Consider the following 14856-nt stretch of genomic DNA (forward strand, 5'->3'; position numbering starts at 1 on the left):
CTATCCACTAAAGGGATTCTCATCTGTAACTCGCTAAAGCGAGAACAGCTACCTATCGTTTTCTATAGTAAAACGATATTTTTTCTAAAACTATTTTCGGTTTCCATTCGAAGATGAGCAAGTCCTACCTCGCTTAGGTTGTAGATTTTTTCAGGTTTAACCACCACCTTATAACGTTCTATATAGTCAAATAAGGCTTGGAGGCTTTCTTGAGAGATTCGACCTGAATAGGCTGTTGTCAAATACCGATTGCCTTGTAAAGCCATAATCGGATCAAAGTTTTCCAAAAACCACTGACCGCCAAGCTGTCCTGCACTGCAAACAATACCGAAGTCTTTGGTATGTTCAAGGCTATTGGCAATCGTCTTTGGACCAATCAATTCTAAAACCTTGTCATAGGATTCGTCCGTTTGAAGTAGATTTTCTTGATCTAAGATAATTTGATCAAATCCAATCTGTGTTAACTGGGCTTTCTTATTTTTGTGACGACTAGTTCCTGTAAGGTTTATATCTGGAATTGAGCCTTCAAAAATTGCGCAAAGGCAACACCTACTCCACTAGTTGCTCCGCGAACTAAGACGGCGTCAGTCGGTTGAATACGTAAACTCACCAGCGCTAAATATGCTGTATAATAGGTTTCTGGTATGGTTGCAAGAGTTGTCCAATCCAGTTTGGTCTTGATTGGATATATTTGAGTATTAGGCAGAAGAACGAACTCTGCATAGGAGCCATCAAAATCTCTTCCCATTTCGCCCATGAGTGAAACAACTTTAGTTCCGATATGGAGGCGAACAGGGTCAGTGGACTCCTCAATGATACCCACACATTCAATACCTAAAATTCTTGGAAAATGGACATTCGGAGACAGTCCCTGCCTAGTAAAGATTTCAGATCGATTGATTCCAAAACCTTTAATCTTGATGAGAGACCAACCGGGCTTCACCTTGGGTTTTGGAACAGTCTTGTTCTGAAGCACGGAGTGATCTCCTGGTTTTTCGACCACAATTGCTTGCATTTCTTCTGATTTTGATACAATCATGCTTGTCATGCAAATCTCCTTACTAAAATGAGAATACATCAAGAAAAAGTCTTTGCCTGATGATGATTGACATTTTATCACTTGTTTCAACTTTAATCAAATCTTTTTACTATAATCATTTAATTTTAAAATAGCATTTTAAAATAGTAAGTACCTTTATGACAGGTAGCTGTAACGAACTAAAGTTAGAACAGCTGCCTATCTTTTTTCCGAACGTTCTAACGTCCTCGTATTTTGTGGAACTTCGTGGAAGGTCACTTCCTCCTATACCACTACCACATGAGGATGAGTACTAATAAAAAATTTACTAAATTACTATAGTGTTATGTATTCAGTTTCAGATAATCTCTCCAAGTTCCATTGAAGACGTGGTGATGAAGTCGATGAAGTTTTTCAGGTCATTTGAGAGTGATTTATCCTTGCGATAGGCGGCGTAGTAGATGCGGGCATCTTTGAGCTCATCGATTTCAATCACTTCAATGTCCTCAATGCTGCTTAGGAAATCAAATTTAGGAATAATGGCTAGACCAAACCCTTGGGCAACAAGGCCTGCCACAGTTTCGTCTTCGCTGACTTCAAAGGCGATTTGCGGTTTTTCTGTAAATGGCTGATAGAGTTGTTCAATGACAGGGCGGACACCACTGCGTTTTGAAAACCAGACTTGAGGAAAAATGAGGGTATCCTCTACTGTCACGGTTTCTTGTGTAGAGAGAGGGTGTTGTTTGGGAACAATCAGGACTAAATCCTGAGAGAAGATAGGAATATAGGAAATGGTTGGATAGTCATCTAGTTTGGAGCAAAAGGCAAGATCGTATTTATCTTGGATTAAGCCTTCAATCATATCGTGCGACATGCCGCTATCATTATGAAAATCAAAGATTGCATCGGTTTCGGGATAGGCTTCAATGAACTTTCGTACGAGTTGCGGGACAGCTTTTCGCCCGAGAACGCGTAGAAGGGTTAGGTGAATATTGGGTTTATTGGTGTAGCGGCGCTGTAAATTTTGTACACCGGAGTCCAAAATCGCCAGTGATGATTGGACCGTGGTGTAAAATTCTTTTCCCTGTTCGGTTAAGATGACATTTCGTCCCTGCTTGGTGAAAAGAGACACTTGGACCTCTTCTTCCAACATAGAGATGGCATGGCTCAGAGTTGGTTGGGTAATGTGTAAGCTCTTTGCGGCATCGGTATAATGCTCTAGGTCGGCTAATGTTAAAAAATAACGGAGATGTTGTAAGTTCATAAGCCATCCTTTCTTCTTTTCTAATTCCCCCATTATAGCAAAATATATAAATTTTTTCTATCAATTCTTGTGAAAAAATTCATTTGTAATTTGTGCTTCCTAGTTCTATAATAAAAACTATAGAAAGTGAAAAAATTAACAAAGGAGGGGACACAAAGATGTCACATATTTCACCGATTACGATTAGTTCTTGGACATTGGGCGATCAATGTCGCTTTGAAGACCGTGTGAAGGCTGCAAAAGAGGCAGGTTATGAAGCGATTGGTTTGCGGGCTGAGACCTATGTTGATGCCTTGAATGAGGGTTTGACAGATCAAGAGATTCTAGCTATACTTGAAAAATATCAAATCGTTGTTTCAGAAGTAGAATACATCGTACAATGGGCAGAAGAACAGAGAAGCTATGAGCAAAAATACAAAGAACAAATGTGTTTCCACATGTGTCGTCTCTTTAATGTAGGCCATATCAACTGCGGGTTGATGGAAAACTATTCTGTCGAATATACGGCTCAAAAGTTAAAAGAATTGTGCCAACGCGCGGGTGATGTGATTATCGGAGTGGAGCCGATGCCTTACAGCGGTTTGCCAACCTTTGACAAGGCTTATGCAGTTGTAAAAGAATCAGGTGCAGACAATGCGATGCTGATCCTTGATACCTGGCATTGGGTGCGGGCAGACCAGCCTTACAGAGCTTTGACGCCTGAAGAAGCAGCAAAAGTCATTTCCATCCAAATCAACGATGCCTACGAGCGTCCATACGCAGCCTCTATCCTCCGTGATGAGTCCATGCATGACCGCTTGGCACCAGGAACAGGAGCTAAAGATACAGCTGGCTTCCTCAAGATGGTCAAAGAAGCAGGAATTTCACCAAAAGTTGTCGGTGTAGAAGTGATTTCGGATGCGATTTTAGCAAAAGGACTCGCAGAAGCAAGTCAATACACCTTTGAACATACGAAAAACGTCTTGGCGCAAGTATGGCCAGAATTATTACCATAACTAAAACGAGAAGAAGGAGAAACAATATGTCAGATAATTGGTTGGGTCTTAGTGGAAAAACAGCCGTCGTAACAGGAGCTGTTGGTGGAATGGGGAAGACCATTGTACAGGAGTTTGCAAAACAAGGGACCAACGTTGTACTACTTGATATTCGTGAAGATGCCTTGAAAGAATACGCCCAAGAGATTGCAACAGAGTACGGCGTGAAAACCTTGGCAGTTGCGACCAATTCGACCGTCGAAGCCGATGTGGACCGCGCAGTAGAATTGGCAGTCGAAACATTTGGTCAAGTGGATATTTTGGTCAATACCGCAGCCATGCTTCGGGCTTGTCCGCTTGAAGATTTGCCGCTTGAAGAATGGCGTCAGACAGTTGACATTAATTTGACAGGGTATTTCTTGGTATCCCAACGCTTCGGTCGTCAATTCATCAAGCAAGGAAAAGGAAATATGGTGCATATTTCAACCATTGCCTCCGTCTTTCCAGAAACTTATTCGGCAGCATACAGCTCTACCAAAGCAGGTGTCAATATGATGTCACGCCAGATGGCGGCAGAATGGGGACAATTTGGTATACGTAGCAACTGTATCCAACCATGCTTTGTGAAAACACCATTATCAGAAGCCTTCTATGCTGATCCAGTGGTCGAAGAAGGACGTAAGGCTCTTACAGCCAATAAACGGATTGGAAATACCATGGATATTGCCAATGCTGTCTTATACCTTGCAAGTGATCGTTCAGATTATACCAATGGACATGAGCTACGTGTCGAGGGTGGATTTGGCATCATGATGGGAGACCAGACACCAAAACCTGGTGGCCGTCGCGAGTATGCCATCAAGGAGCATGAGGCTTACCTAGAGCGTTTAAAAGGAAACAACTAATATCTTATTGAAGGGATTATGACGTAAATGTTTAAGAATAATAAATACAACTTTTCAGCAATGTTGCTATGGATGGCTTACTTCTGTCATGGAATCCAGGCACTCACGATTTCTCAAAATGCTAAATTCTTTGCAGTCAAATGGAATTTGATCAGCGCTGCTGATTTGTCAGATCCAGACAAAATGAAGATTGCTACGGCCGCTGTTTTGGGTGCGATTGCTTGGACAGGAATCGGAAAAATCTCCTTCCTTGTCTTTTCAGGCCCCTTGTCTGATAGAATTGGACGCAAGCCATTGATTGTGGCAGGATTGCTTGGATATGTCTTGATGTTTGGTGCTTTCTTGTTTGCGACAGATATCTTTGTTGCGAAGATTCTTGGATTTGTAGGGGGAGCGATGACATCCTTGTTCGATGGTGCTATCAACCCAGCCTTGTTTGAAATGTACCCAGAAAACAAAGCAACAGCTTCTGTCTTAAGCAAGGCCTTGATTTCCATTTCTTCTATTTTGTATCCATTATTTGTCGCTTTCCTCGTAACCAATAACCTCAATCCACAAATCGGGATTATCTTGCCATTCGTTTTGAGCTTACTGGTCTTGGTAGGGGTCATCTTTGCCCACTTCCCAGATGCGGATTTGCAAAAGGCAGAGAAATTGTCTCCGTCAGAAGCGATTCGTCAATTAGAGGCACGTCAAAGTGCTGCTGGCGGTGGTGCAACGACTGGTCTTGTCAAGAAAAATGAAGGAAAATTTGCAATTGATGGGGTGATTTTACCACTCTTTGCCTTGACTATCTATTCTAATTTCTACCTCTTCCAACAAGCCTCAAAAATCTACGCGCAAAATGTGCTCAATATGTCTGAAACGGCAGCCGCATCGGTGACCTCACTCTATCAATTGGGTGGGTTAGTAGCAACCATTGTCTTTTCATTGATGATGGCGCGTGGTATTCGTGATATTGCGATTCTAGTGGTTAGTCCAATCTTTGCAGGATTGGCAGGCTTGGTCGTCTTCCTTGCGCCAAGCCCAACTACCCTAACGATTGCAGGGATTGTCGTTGGTTTCTGTTCAGCGGGTGGTTTGCTCCAAATGGGAAATGCGGTCTTGAACCAGTTCTTTGATACCAACAAAGGTCGTAACACAAGTATTTACTACTTTGTAATGGCGCTTGGTTCTTACATCGTGCCGCAGTTGGCAGCCAGCTTGATTGCGTCAGGAAAAGCAGAGATTATCATGGTGATTGTAGCCGTAACAGGTATTGCTTCAGCAGCCTTGATGTTGTTTGCTGGAACACGCTACCGTCATATCTTTGGAGTATCCATTTTCTCAAACTCTAAAAAATAAACAGATGACAGATAAAAGCAGAAACTCCAACAAGTAGGGATTGGTTGGGGCTTCTGCTTCCTGTCGTCTCATGCAACGGATTATCTGTTTGTCATTATACTGATTTGGAATGAGAGGGGAAGTAAGATTCCTGTGAGTAAAAACAAATATATACCGACCATCAGTAGTTTATATGTAAACTATATCTTTCAAGGAATTGCAACGATTATCGTGTCACAAAATATGTCTGTGCTCCGTGAGAACTGGGGAGCGAGTATCAGTCAGATTACCTTGGTGATCAGTTCGATTGGGCTAGGACGTATTTTAAGTATCAATGCGGCCGGGGTGATTTCCGATACCCTCGGGCGCAGACGTGCGGTTCTGTTGGGGATTATTTCCTATATCATTTTCTTTATCGGCTTGCTTCTTGCACCGAATTACATCGTGGCCTTCATCATTTCAATCTTTGCTGGATTTGGAAATGCCTTCTTGGATACCAGTACCTATCCAGTCGTTGTTGAAGCCTTTGAGAGCCGCAATAGCAATAGTGCCTTGAGTGTATTAAACAAGGCCTTTATCTCCATGGGACAGTTTGTGTTCCCAATTATTACGAGCTTCATTTTAAAAAATGGTCATTACTTCGGTTGGACTTTTATCGTATCTGCTGTCTGCATGATCTTGAATTTGGTCGTTTCTCTCAAACTCCCATTTCCAGCAGTCGAGAAAAAGCCAGATGTTGAGGTACAATCAACTGTAGATGTTGAGCCAGTCGCTCGTCGCAAACAGGCGAATTTTAGGGTGGAGGGACTAGCCTTACTCATCTTTTCCTTCGTATCTGTTTCGCTCTTTAACATCTATATCACTTGGATTCCATCATTTGCCCAGCAGGCGATTGGAATGGCAGAAGCAGATAGCCTGGTCTTGGTGAGTGCCTATAGTATCTTCTCCTTTATCTCGGTCTTTCTGACTTCCTTTATTGTCAATCGCGGAATCAATGTTCCTGTCTTCATGATTGGGTGTACAACGATGACGGGGCTTGCCCTACTCTTGATGATTCTCTTTCCCAATCTCTATACGGTCATGTTTTCCACCTTTGTAGTCGGATTTTTTGCCGCAGGAGGAATCTGGCAATTGGGGCTTGCGATTTTGCTCGAGTTTTTCCCATTCAAGCGTGGGTTGATTACCAGCTACTATTCGCTTGCGACTTCGATTGCAGTCATGGGGATTCCCTATTTGACTGGAATTTTAGCAGAACACAATTTAAATAATGTGTTCATCTTGATTATTAGTTTAGCCTTTCTAGGCTCCGTTTGTTTATTCATTGTACATAAACGTTACCAAACCATTTTTTACAAATAATAGAAAGAGGTATTCACATGTCAGAACGTTTGTCAGGACACACCTTATTAGTTAGCTTAATTGCGACTCCAATCCGCCACAGTCTCTCTCCAAAAATGCACAATGAGGCATACGCTAAATTGGGTCTAGACTATGCTTACTTGGCTTTTGAAGTTGGAAACGAAGAATTAGCAGATGCTGTACAAGGTATCCGTGCCTTGGGCATCCGTGGTTCAAACGTTTCAATGCCAAACAAACAGGCCATTATTCCTTACTTGGATGAATTATCACCAGCAGCAGAATTGGTCGGTGCGGTCAATACTGTTGTCAATAAAGACGGTAAGGGACACTTGGTAGGCCATTGTACAGATGGTACTGGTGCGGTTCGTGCCTTGGCAGCAGAAGGAGTTGATGTCAAAGACCAAGTCATCACCTTGGCAGGTGCTGGTGGAGCTGGAACAGCGATTGCGATTCAGCTAGGTCTTGATGGCGCAAAAGAAGTCCGTATTTTCAATATCAAGGATAAATGCTATGAAAATGCGGAACAAACAGTTGAGAAATTAAACACTCGTACGCAGACCAAAGCAACCTTGAACGATTTAGAAGATACAGAGACCTTCTATCAATCAATTGCGGAAAGCTCAATCTTTATCGATGCAACTGGGGTTGGTATGAAACCATTAGAAGGTAAAAAATTGATCAATGACCCAGCTGTTATTCGTCCAGACTTAGTGGTCTTTGATGTGGTCTACAGCCCAGCAGAGACAGAATTACTCCGCTTTGCCAAAGAACATGGTGCGAAAAAAGCCATCAATGGTATCGGTATGATGATTTATCAAGGGGCAGAGGCCTTCAAGCTCCATACAGGAGAAGACATGCCAGTTGATTACATCCGCGAACTCTTCTTCGGTGATGATGCTCAATAAAGAACAGCCTAGGTTGTTTCAGATGCAAGACAAATGTCATTTTTGGGATTTGTCTTTTTCTGTGTTCCCCCAAAATAGTTGACTCTTCAAAATCCGCATCGTATATATAAAGAAAATCTATGAATACGCTTTTAAAATTTCATGGAAAACTATGTGAAAAAAGTATCAATCTCATGATAAAATAAGAGTGAACAAGAATAGAAGGAGAACCGTATGAAATTACAGTCTTTTCCAGGTTATGAACACCATTTATTGAGCTATATAGCGGATGGTAGCGAGGAAACCTTGCGCCATAAGCAATTGCAGGGAGAAGCCATGATGCGCTATGAATTGCCGGATGGAATGACCATGGAGGATCGATTGATTCCAGGGCCAGAAGAAGGGCAGGAGTTGAAGATTCGCGTCTTTACACCAGCTGGGCTAGTTGAAAAGGCACCGATGATTCTGGATATTCATGGTGGTGCCTTTGTAGCAGGAAGTGTCGACTTGGATAATGCCCGGTGTATTGCCGTAGCAGAGCGTGTCCCAGCCATTGTTGTGTCAGTGGAATACCGCCTATGTGGGGCAACAGGCTATACCTTTCCAGTCCCATTAGAAGATTGTCATGCGGCGTATATGTATCTCTATCATCATGCAGATGAGTTTGGTGGAGATTGTAAAAAACTTGGCTTACATGGCTCGAGTGCAGGCGGAACGATTGCAGAAGGCTTGGCACTCTACTTGCGGGACCGTAATGAGCCTACCCCGGCGCTGACAGTCTTAAACTGTGCGACCTTTGATACCGCAATTGAAGCGACCCATTCATTCCAACAATTGAGTCAGTTAAGAATGGGTTCAGACAAGAAAGTTATGGGAGCAGAAGCGGCTTACTTGGGTGGCTATAATGGTCAGCAACCGTCTTACTATGCCTTTCCTAGTTTCTGCCATGATGTAGGTGGCTTGGGGCCAACGCTGATTATCGCTGGTGAATACGATACCCTGCGCGATACAGCCATTGATTATAGCCAACGTCTCTTGCGGGCAGGTGTTCCTTGTGAACTCTTTGTCGCACCACGCTTAGGACATTGCTTTACAGCTGCTCCTCATCCTTATACTGATTTGGTGCATGACTTGATGGCTTGGTCTTTCAAGCGTGAGTTTGGTCTATTAGAAGAATTACGAAAATGTTAGGAGGAAGAAATGATGAGTCCTGCAATTCTTGCCTTAATCATGCTTGTGATTGTTGTCGCATGTATTGTCTCCAATAAAGTTTCCATGAATTTTGTCATGTTCATCGTACCGGTTGTGTTTGGCTTACTCATGGGCTATGATATTTTGCAATTGAGTGGCTTTATCCTTACGCAGATTAATACCATGATGGCTCAGACGGGTTATATGCTGCTCTTTGGTCTGATTTATTTTACCATGGTTACTGAAACTGGGATGTTTGATACCATGATCAGTGCGGTCATGAAAAAATTAGGACATCGCTTAAATATCATCGGAGTGATGGTGTTGACAACAGTCTTAGGTGCTATTGCCTATCTGACGGCTAATATGTCCACTACCTATCTAATCGTCTTTCCAATTATGATTCCGCTCTATAAAAAATTCCAATTGGATCGCAGGGCGGCCTTTATCATCTGTCAAACAGCGATTGCAGCCATGTGTTGGCTACCTTGGGGAATTGGTCTGGTCATGTCCGCTACCATGGCGGGAACAGATGCTGAGTCCTTAGCCCAAGCATCGATTCCATGGGGCTTGTGCTTCCTTCCAGCCATTGTCTTGCAATATGCCTACTTTGCTTACCGTCATAAGAAGCAATACCAACGTTTGGGCTTGCCGGAGGGAGAAACTCTGGAGACCTCAACTAAGGTGGGAGAAAAACCAAATGCACGACCAGCCTTCTTTGCGATCAATCTAGCGATTTTTGTGCTCGTCATCGTCTGTCTAGCCTACTTCAAATTGCCTTCTTATCTGGTCTTTGTCGCAGCTTCGATTGTCACAGCTCTCATCAACTATCCAAAAGATTTTGGCAACATCTGGAATAAGGCTGGTGGAACCTTCTTCAATGTGTTGTTGATGCTGATTGCCATCTGTTTTTACCTTGCGATTTTTAATGCAGCGCCAGAAGATGGTAGTCGGATGTCAATGGTCGCCTCGCTGGCTCAATTGTTAGAAACAGTATTTCCAGCCTTTCTCATTCGCTATATCCACATTATTTTCTTGTTACTAGCGGTTCCGATTATTTATTTTGTACCCTATCAGCTTTATAATGCCTTTTATCCACTTTTTATTTCCATCGGAGCAAGTTTTGGGCTATCACCGATTGCGATCATCGCACCATTTGTATGTAATTTGGCCTTGGCAACCAGTGTCACTCCGATGAATTCCTCCACCTATGTGGGGGCGACCCTCTGTGAGATTGAAGTAAATGATTTTACTAGATACGGAGCGAAGGTCATGATGGTGACCAATGTGATTGTCGTCTTGACAGCCTTGCTGTGCGGTCTATTGACGTTTTAAAAAATACTATAGTGAATGGAATAAAGGTTAGGACATCGTTAAGTCGCTTTGATGAACGCTTAGTTCTATCTGCAGCTCCTTGCCTTGTCCTATTCCTTTCTCAATTCACTATATAAGCATAAGCAAGTTCGGGAGTAGGAAACATGTCTTCCTGCTCTTTTTATACTCTTTGAAAATCTCTTCAAACGTTATCAGTCTCGCCTTACATAAGATGTGAGAGCGTTAAAAGCACAAAGTGAAAATAGAAAATCTGACGAGTGAAAAGCTCCAGTGGAGGTTTTCAGCCTAAGCTCTAAAGGCATACAATACCTTTAGAGCTAGGAGTAGTTGTCCCCAAGGGTATTCTCCGCTGTAATCGGCTAAAGCCGAAACAGCTGCCTATCCACTAAAGGGATTCTCAGCTGTAATTGGCTAAAGCCGAAACAGCTGCCTATCTTTTTCACACAGCTCTTAGTCCGTGTTCGTTGAAGATGTGACGACGTGAAGAAAACGAAAGAAAAATAGGAAGACAGCGCTGTGTGCGATGCATACAAGGTGGCTTATCCTTTTTCCGAAGTTTTTAGTCGGAACTCAGTTCAATCGTTTGCTTTTTGATTTTCTTTGAGTAGTAGCATTCTCTGAGTCGAGACTCCCATTTTTTAGATGAAAATCGAAGTCCAAAACATAGACGAAATCTATTGATTGGCAAAATATATCTATTAGATTTGGCAGGTAGGATTTGGTATAATTCTAAATGAATATTATCACAAAAAGGTGGTTGACATGAAAGATAATTTTAACTATGTAACGGTTGGAGATATCACATTTGGCAAGGGAAGACCAAAGATTATTGTGCCTTTAGTGGGCAAAACAGCCGAGGAGATTCTTGCTGCAGCGGCACAAGCAAAGACCTTGGACTGCGATGTGATTGAGTGGCGCATCGACTTTTACGAGGCTGTGATGAATCCAGCAAAAGTAGCAGAGCTTTCGCATCAAGTTCGAGAAGCAGCAGGAAAACCTGTTCTTGTCACCTTCCGTACGGCTAAAGAGGGTGGTGTCCTAGAGATTTCAGATGAACTCTACTTTGAAATTTACCGTGCTGTCTTAGAAAATGGCCATGCAGATTTGATGGACGTTGAACTCTTCATGCCAGAAAACGAAGTGGCAGAGATAATCGCCCTTGCAAATGCAAAAGGAGTTAAGATTGTCATGTGTAATCATGACTTTGATGCCACACCTGCTAAGGATGAGATTGTCCGTAGATTGCGCCTCATGGAAGAAAAAAATGCGGATATTTGTAAGATTGCGGTGATGCCTCAGTCTAACCAAGATGTTTTGACCTTGCTTCAAGCAACCGCTGAGGTCTATGAAACAACTAGTTGTCCCTTGATTACCATGTCAATGGGAGCACTTGGTATGGTCAGCCGTATCAGCGGGGAGGTCTTTGGTTCTTCAGCAACCTTTGGGGCAGCAGCACAGGCTTCTGCTCCTGGACAAGTACCAGTGACCGTTTTGCGCGAGATACTATCGACTTTAAAATTAACAGACGAGGAATAATACATGACAAAAAAACTTTTTGAAACCGTTCGACTAGCTTCTGGAGTAGAACTAAAAAATAGAGTTATCGTCTCTCCAATGACAACCCAGTCCGCTTATTTTGACGGAAGTATGACAGAAGAATTGATTCGCTACTACGCCCATCGTGCTGGCGAGGTTGGTGCTGTTATCGTCGAATCTGCCTTCGTGGAAAATTATGGGCGTGGCTTTTACGGTGCGGTCGGAATTGATAAGGACGATAAAATTGAGGGCTTGGCCCGTCTAGCAAAGGCTATTCAAGACAAGGGTTCAAAAGCCTTCATTCAGATTTATCACGCAGGTCGGATGGCCTTCCCAGAAATGAACGAAGGGAAAAATCCCGTCTCAGCTTCTGCAGTAGCCGCTCTTCGTCCCAATGCACCTGTGCCAACAGAGATGACGCATCGTGAGATTTTAGACATGATTGATGCCTTTGCCGAAGGTGTGCGTCGTGCTATCCGAGCTGGGTTTGACGGTGTTGAATTACACGGTGCCAATACTTATCTGATCCAACAATTTTTCTCTCCACATTCCAACCGTCGTGAAGATGCCTGGGGTAGCAGCAGAGAAAAACGGGCAAAATTCCCAGTTGAGGTCGTGAAGGCAGCAAAACGTGTCATCGAAGAAGAAGGAGCAGAAAATTTTGTACTCGGCTACCGCTTCTCACCAGAAGAGTTAGAAGAGCCTGGTATTCGCTTTGAAGATACCATGTATCTCTTGAATACCTTGGCGGAATACGACTTGGATTATGTTCATTTCTCAATGGGAATCTACACTCGTAATTCGATTGTGGATATCACTGATCCGGAAATGCTCATCACCAAGTTCCTTGCAGAGCGTTCTGAAAAACTAGCTCAAATTCCTGTCATGGGTGTCGGAGGCATTCTCCAGAAAGAAGATGCAGAAGGTGCTTTAGAAGCAGGCTATGATTTACTAGCTGTTGCTAAAGGCTTCTTGACAGAGCCAGACTGGGTGAACGTTGTCCGTGACGGTAAGGAAGTTCGTCCATTTGCCGATATTCATGACCGTGAAGAATTGGTCATTCCAACACCTTTGTGGCAATTTATGGACGATACCTTCTTCTTGGTCAAAGACATTGAGGCAGAAAAGAAAAAACAAGCTCGCTTGGCGGAATTGATGAGTCAGGACTTAGCCTTTACACCAGGTCAATACCACGTAACCGCGCATGGTCACAATAGTGAATTGCCGATGGTCGTGACCTTTGATGAGACACGCATTACAGCCATCGAAATTGACAGTGGTGGTGAGTCAGCAGGCCTTTCTGACTTGGTATTTGAACGGATGCCAAAACAAATCATTGAGTTCCAGACCCTCAATGTCGATGCTGTTTCAGGTGCATCATCAACCAGTCAAGGGGTTATTGATGGGGTGGCAGAAGCAGCTCTTCAAGCTAGCGGTCAAGATGCAGTGGATGTCTTAAAAGCCCGTCAAAAACCAGTCATTGAACGCTCAACGCAAGTCATCGAAGAAGAAGTAGATGTAGTCGTCGTTGGTGGTGGTGCAGCAGGGATTGCTGCGGCGCTTCGAGCAGATGAGCTTGGCTTGTCCGTTGCTCTCGTTGAAAAACTTAGCTTTATCGGTGGTGCCATCTCCGTTTCAGGTGGGAATCAGGTCGTCATGGGTTCTCGCCTCCAACATGAATCAGGCGTTCTTGACGATACGCCTCAACTGATGATGGAAGACTTCCTTGAAAATGGAAACCATAAAAATGTCATGGAACTCCTTGAACTCTTGGCCAACAATGTCGGTCAGGCAACGGATTGGGTGCATGATTATGTTGGAGTAGAGTATGACATGGCAGGTGGCTTGCATGTCCTTGCTGAATACCGTAAGAATCGTGAATTGGCGTATGCCCATGGTGGTCACGGATTTGCGGCTTCTGTTCGTGCGAAAATGGCTGCTTCATCTGTTAACTTATTGCTCCAAACCAAGGCTGAAAAACTCTTGACAGATGGCCAAGGGCGTGTGACTGGTCTCGTTGCGATTGAAGAAAATGGAACCACACACCGCATTTCTTCAAAAGCAGTGATTCTTACAACCGGTGGTTATGGAAACAACAAGGCCATGCTCTCAGACGAATTGAAAGATGTCTTGTTCTACGGAACACGCTCCTCTATGGGTGAAGGAGTACAGATGGCGCAAGCGCCAGATGTCAATGCGGCAACCCTGATGATGGATCTCGGAAAAATCTATCCAAACGGTGTCGAAGTTTCATCTGGTACTGCCAAATCAACCATCGGCGGAAACATTGCGGTGCTTCGCGAAAATGGTCTCTTGGTCAATACAAATGGTCAACGTGTGGTCAATGAACGCGCAAGTAACCATGACATTCTCGATGTCTTGATGGAACAAGACGCCAAAGTTCTGTACCTCTTACTCGACCAGCATCACTTCTCTATCTTCCGCAAGGAAATTGCAGAGGGTGGTATTTCAGAGAAGGAAGTAGAAGAATGGTTGGCAAGTAATGGTAGCAAGACTCCGTATCTCTTCCATGCTGATACGCTAGAAGAATTGGCAGATTTAGCCGGTATGGATACCCATGCTCTTGTAAATACCGTTGAGCGCTTCAACAGCTTTGTCGCAAATGGAAAAGATGAAGATTTCGACCGTCAAATTGAATTTCTTCAAGTTCCAGTTGGCGAAGGTCCATACTACATGATTGAGCAAAAACCACGTTTTGCAACAACCATGGGAGGTTTAGTCGTCAATGACCGACTAGAGGTGATGAACCAAGATGGTCAAGCAATCGCAGGCCTCTATGCTGCTGGTGAGGTTGTCGGCGGTGTTATGGGAACAGATTCACCATCTGGTGCCAACAATGCTTGGGCTCTTACCTCTGGTAAGCTAGCCGCAGAGCAAGTTGCAAGATAATTGATAGGAATCAAAAAGAGTTTGGGATAATGATATACTCCCCATATAGTAGACAGTGAAAAAACAAAAATTCACTAGACACTATAAGGGGAGTTTTCCTATGTCCAAAAGAAGTCAAAAATCAGTAGAAGAGAAATTAGAAATCATTCAATTGTCT

The 14856-nt window shown here is 43.4% G+C and carries 10 protein-coding genes and 1 pseudogene; 9 read left to right on the forward strand and 2 right to left on the reverse strand.

Annotated features, from left to right (window positions below):
• Nucleotides 1-62: 62 nt before the first annotated feature.
• Nucleotides 63-1015, reverse strand: a pseudogene (locus E4T82_RS07700) (alcohol dehydrogenase catalytic domain-containing protein).
• Between the two features lie 361 nt (nucleotides 1016-1376).
• On the reverse strand, nucleotides 1377-2282 hold the full coding sequence (locus tag E4T82_RS07705; protein ID WP_135182263.1) for a LysR family transcriptional regulator: 906 nt from the start codon (nucleotides 2280-2282) through the stop codon (nucleotides 1377-1379).
• Between the two features lie 158 nt (nucleotides 2283-2440).
• On the opposite strand from E4T82_RS07705, the gene E4T82_RS07710 reads away from it, so the two are divergent.
• From E4T82_RS07710 to E4T82_RS07750, 9 genes are all read left to right on the forward strand, one after another.
• Nucleotides 2441-3277: a sugar phosphate isomerase/epimerase family protein gene (locus E4T82_RS07710; RefSeq protein ID WP_135182264.1), complete on the forward strand. Its 837-nt coding sequence runs from the start codon at nucleotides 2441-2443 to the stop codon at nucleotides 3275-3277.
• Between the two features lie 26 nt (nucleotides 3278-3303).
• On the forward strand, nucleotides 3304-4161 hold the full coding sequence (locus tag E4T82_RS07715; protein ID WP_135182265.1) for an SDR family NAD(P)-dependent oxidoreductase: 858 nt from the start codon (nucleotides 3304-3306) through the stop codon (nucleotides 4159-4161).
• 27 nt (nucleotides 4162-4188) lie between these two features.
• Nucleotides 4189-5505, forward strand: coding sequence for an MFS transporter (locus E4T82_RS07720; RefSeq protein WP_135182266.1), 1317 nt, complete (start codon nucleotides 4189-4191; stop codon nucleotides 5503-5505).
• Between the two features lie 132 nt (nucleotides 5506-5637).
• On the forward strand, nucleotides 5638-6843 hold the full coding sequence (locus tag E4T82_RS07725) for an MFS transporter (RefSeq protein WP_194185880.1): 1206 nt from the start codon (nucleotides 5638-5640) through the stop codon (nucleotides 6841-6843).
• A 17-nt stretch (nucleotides 6844-6860) separates the two neighbouring features.
• Complete coding sequence (locus tag E4T82_RS07730; RefSeq protein ID WP_135182268.1) at nucleotides 6861-7748, forward strand: shikimate dehydrogenase; 888 nt, start codon at nucleotides 6861-6863, stop codon at nucleotides 7746-7748.
• Nucleotides 7749-7961: 213 nt separating this feature from the next.
• A complete protein-coding gene (locus E4T82_RS07735) occupies nucleotides 7962-8918 on the forward strand; it encodes an alpha/beta hydrolase (protein ID WP_135182269.1) in 957 nt (318 codons plus the stop codon).
• 9 nt (nucleotides 8919-8927) lie between these two features.
• The gene (locus tag E4T82_RS07740) at nucleotides 8928-10253 is read left to right on the forward strand and encodes an SLC13 family permease (protein ID WP_228065095.1); all 1326 of its coding nucleotides are present in this window, start codon (nucleotides 8928-8930) and stop codon (nucleotides 10251-10253) included.
• A gap of 762 nt (nucleotides 10254-11015) precedes the next feature.
• Nucleotides 11016-11789 (forward strand): type I 3-dehydroquinate dehydratase, encoded by a 774-nt coding sequence (gene aroD / locus E4T82_RS07745; RefSeq protein ID WP_135182270.1) that lies wholly within the window; start codon nucleotides 11016-11018, stop codon nucleotides 11787-11789.
• Between the two features lie 3 nt (nucleotides 11790-11792).
• Nucleotides 11793-14699, forward strand: coding sequence for an FAD-dependent oxidoreductase (locus tag E4T82_RS07750; RefSeq protein ID WP_135182271.1), 2907 nt, complete (start codon nucleotides 11793-11795; stop codon nucleotides 14697-14699).
• Nucleotides 14700-14856: the final 157 nt, after the last annotated feature.

It is taken from the genome of Streptococcus cuniculi, assembly GCF_004570575.1.
GTDB classification, from domain to species: Bacteria; Bacillota; Bacilli; order Lactobacillales; family Streptococcaceae; genus Streptococcus; species Streptococcus cuniculi_A.

What these genes read in the sequence shown, in the direction of transcription:
- E4T82_RS07720 (WP_135182266.1), top strand. Translation starts at nt 4,189, where the DNA reads ATGTTTAAGAATAATAAATACAACTTTTCAGCAATGTTGCTATGGATG.
- E4T82_RS07705 (WP_135182263.1), bottom strand. Translation starts at nt 2,282, where the DNA reads ATGAACTTACAACATCTCCGTTATTTTTTAACATTAGCCGACCTAGAG.
- E4T82_RS07715 (WP_135182265.1), top strand. Translation starts at nt 3,304, where the DNA reads ATGTCAGATAATTGGTTGGGTCTTAGTGGAAAAACAGCCGTCGTAACA.
- aroD (WP_135182270.1), top strand. Translation starts at nt 11,016, where the DNA reads ATGAAAGATAATTTTAACTATGTAACGGTTGGAGATATCACATTTGGC.
- E4T82_RS07750 (WP_135182271.1), top strand. Translation starts at nt 11,793, where the DNA reads ATGACAAAAAAACTTTTTGAAACCGTTCGACTAGCTTCTGGAGTAGAA.
- E4T82_RS07735 (WP_135182269.1), top strand. Translation starts at nt 7,962, where the DNA reads ATGAAATTACAGTCTTTTCCAGGTTATGAACACCATTTATTGAGCTAT.
- E4T82_RS07730 (WP_135182268.1), top strand. Translation starts at nt 6,861, where the DNA reads ATGTCAGAACGTTTGTCAGGACACACCTTATTAGTTAGCTTAATTGCG.
- E4T82_RS07740 (WP_228065095.1), top strand. Translation starts at nt 8,928, where the DNA reads ATGATGAGTCCTGCAATTCTTGCCTTAATCATGCTTGTGATTGTTGTC.
- E4T82_RS07710 (WP_135182264.1), top strand. Translation starts at nt 2,441, where the DNA reads ATGTCACATATTTCACCGATTACGATTAGTTCTTGGACATTGGGCGAT.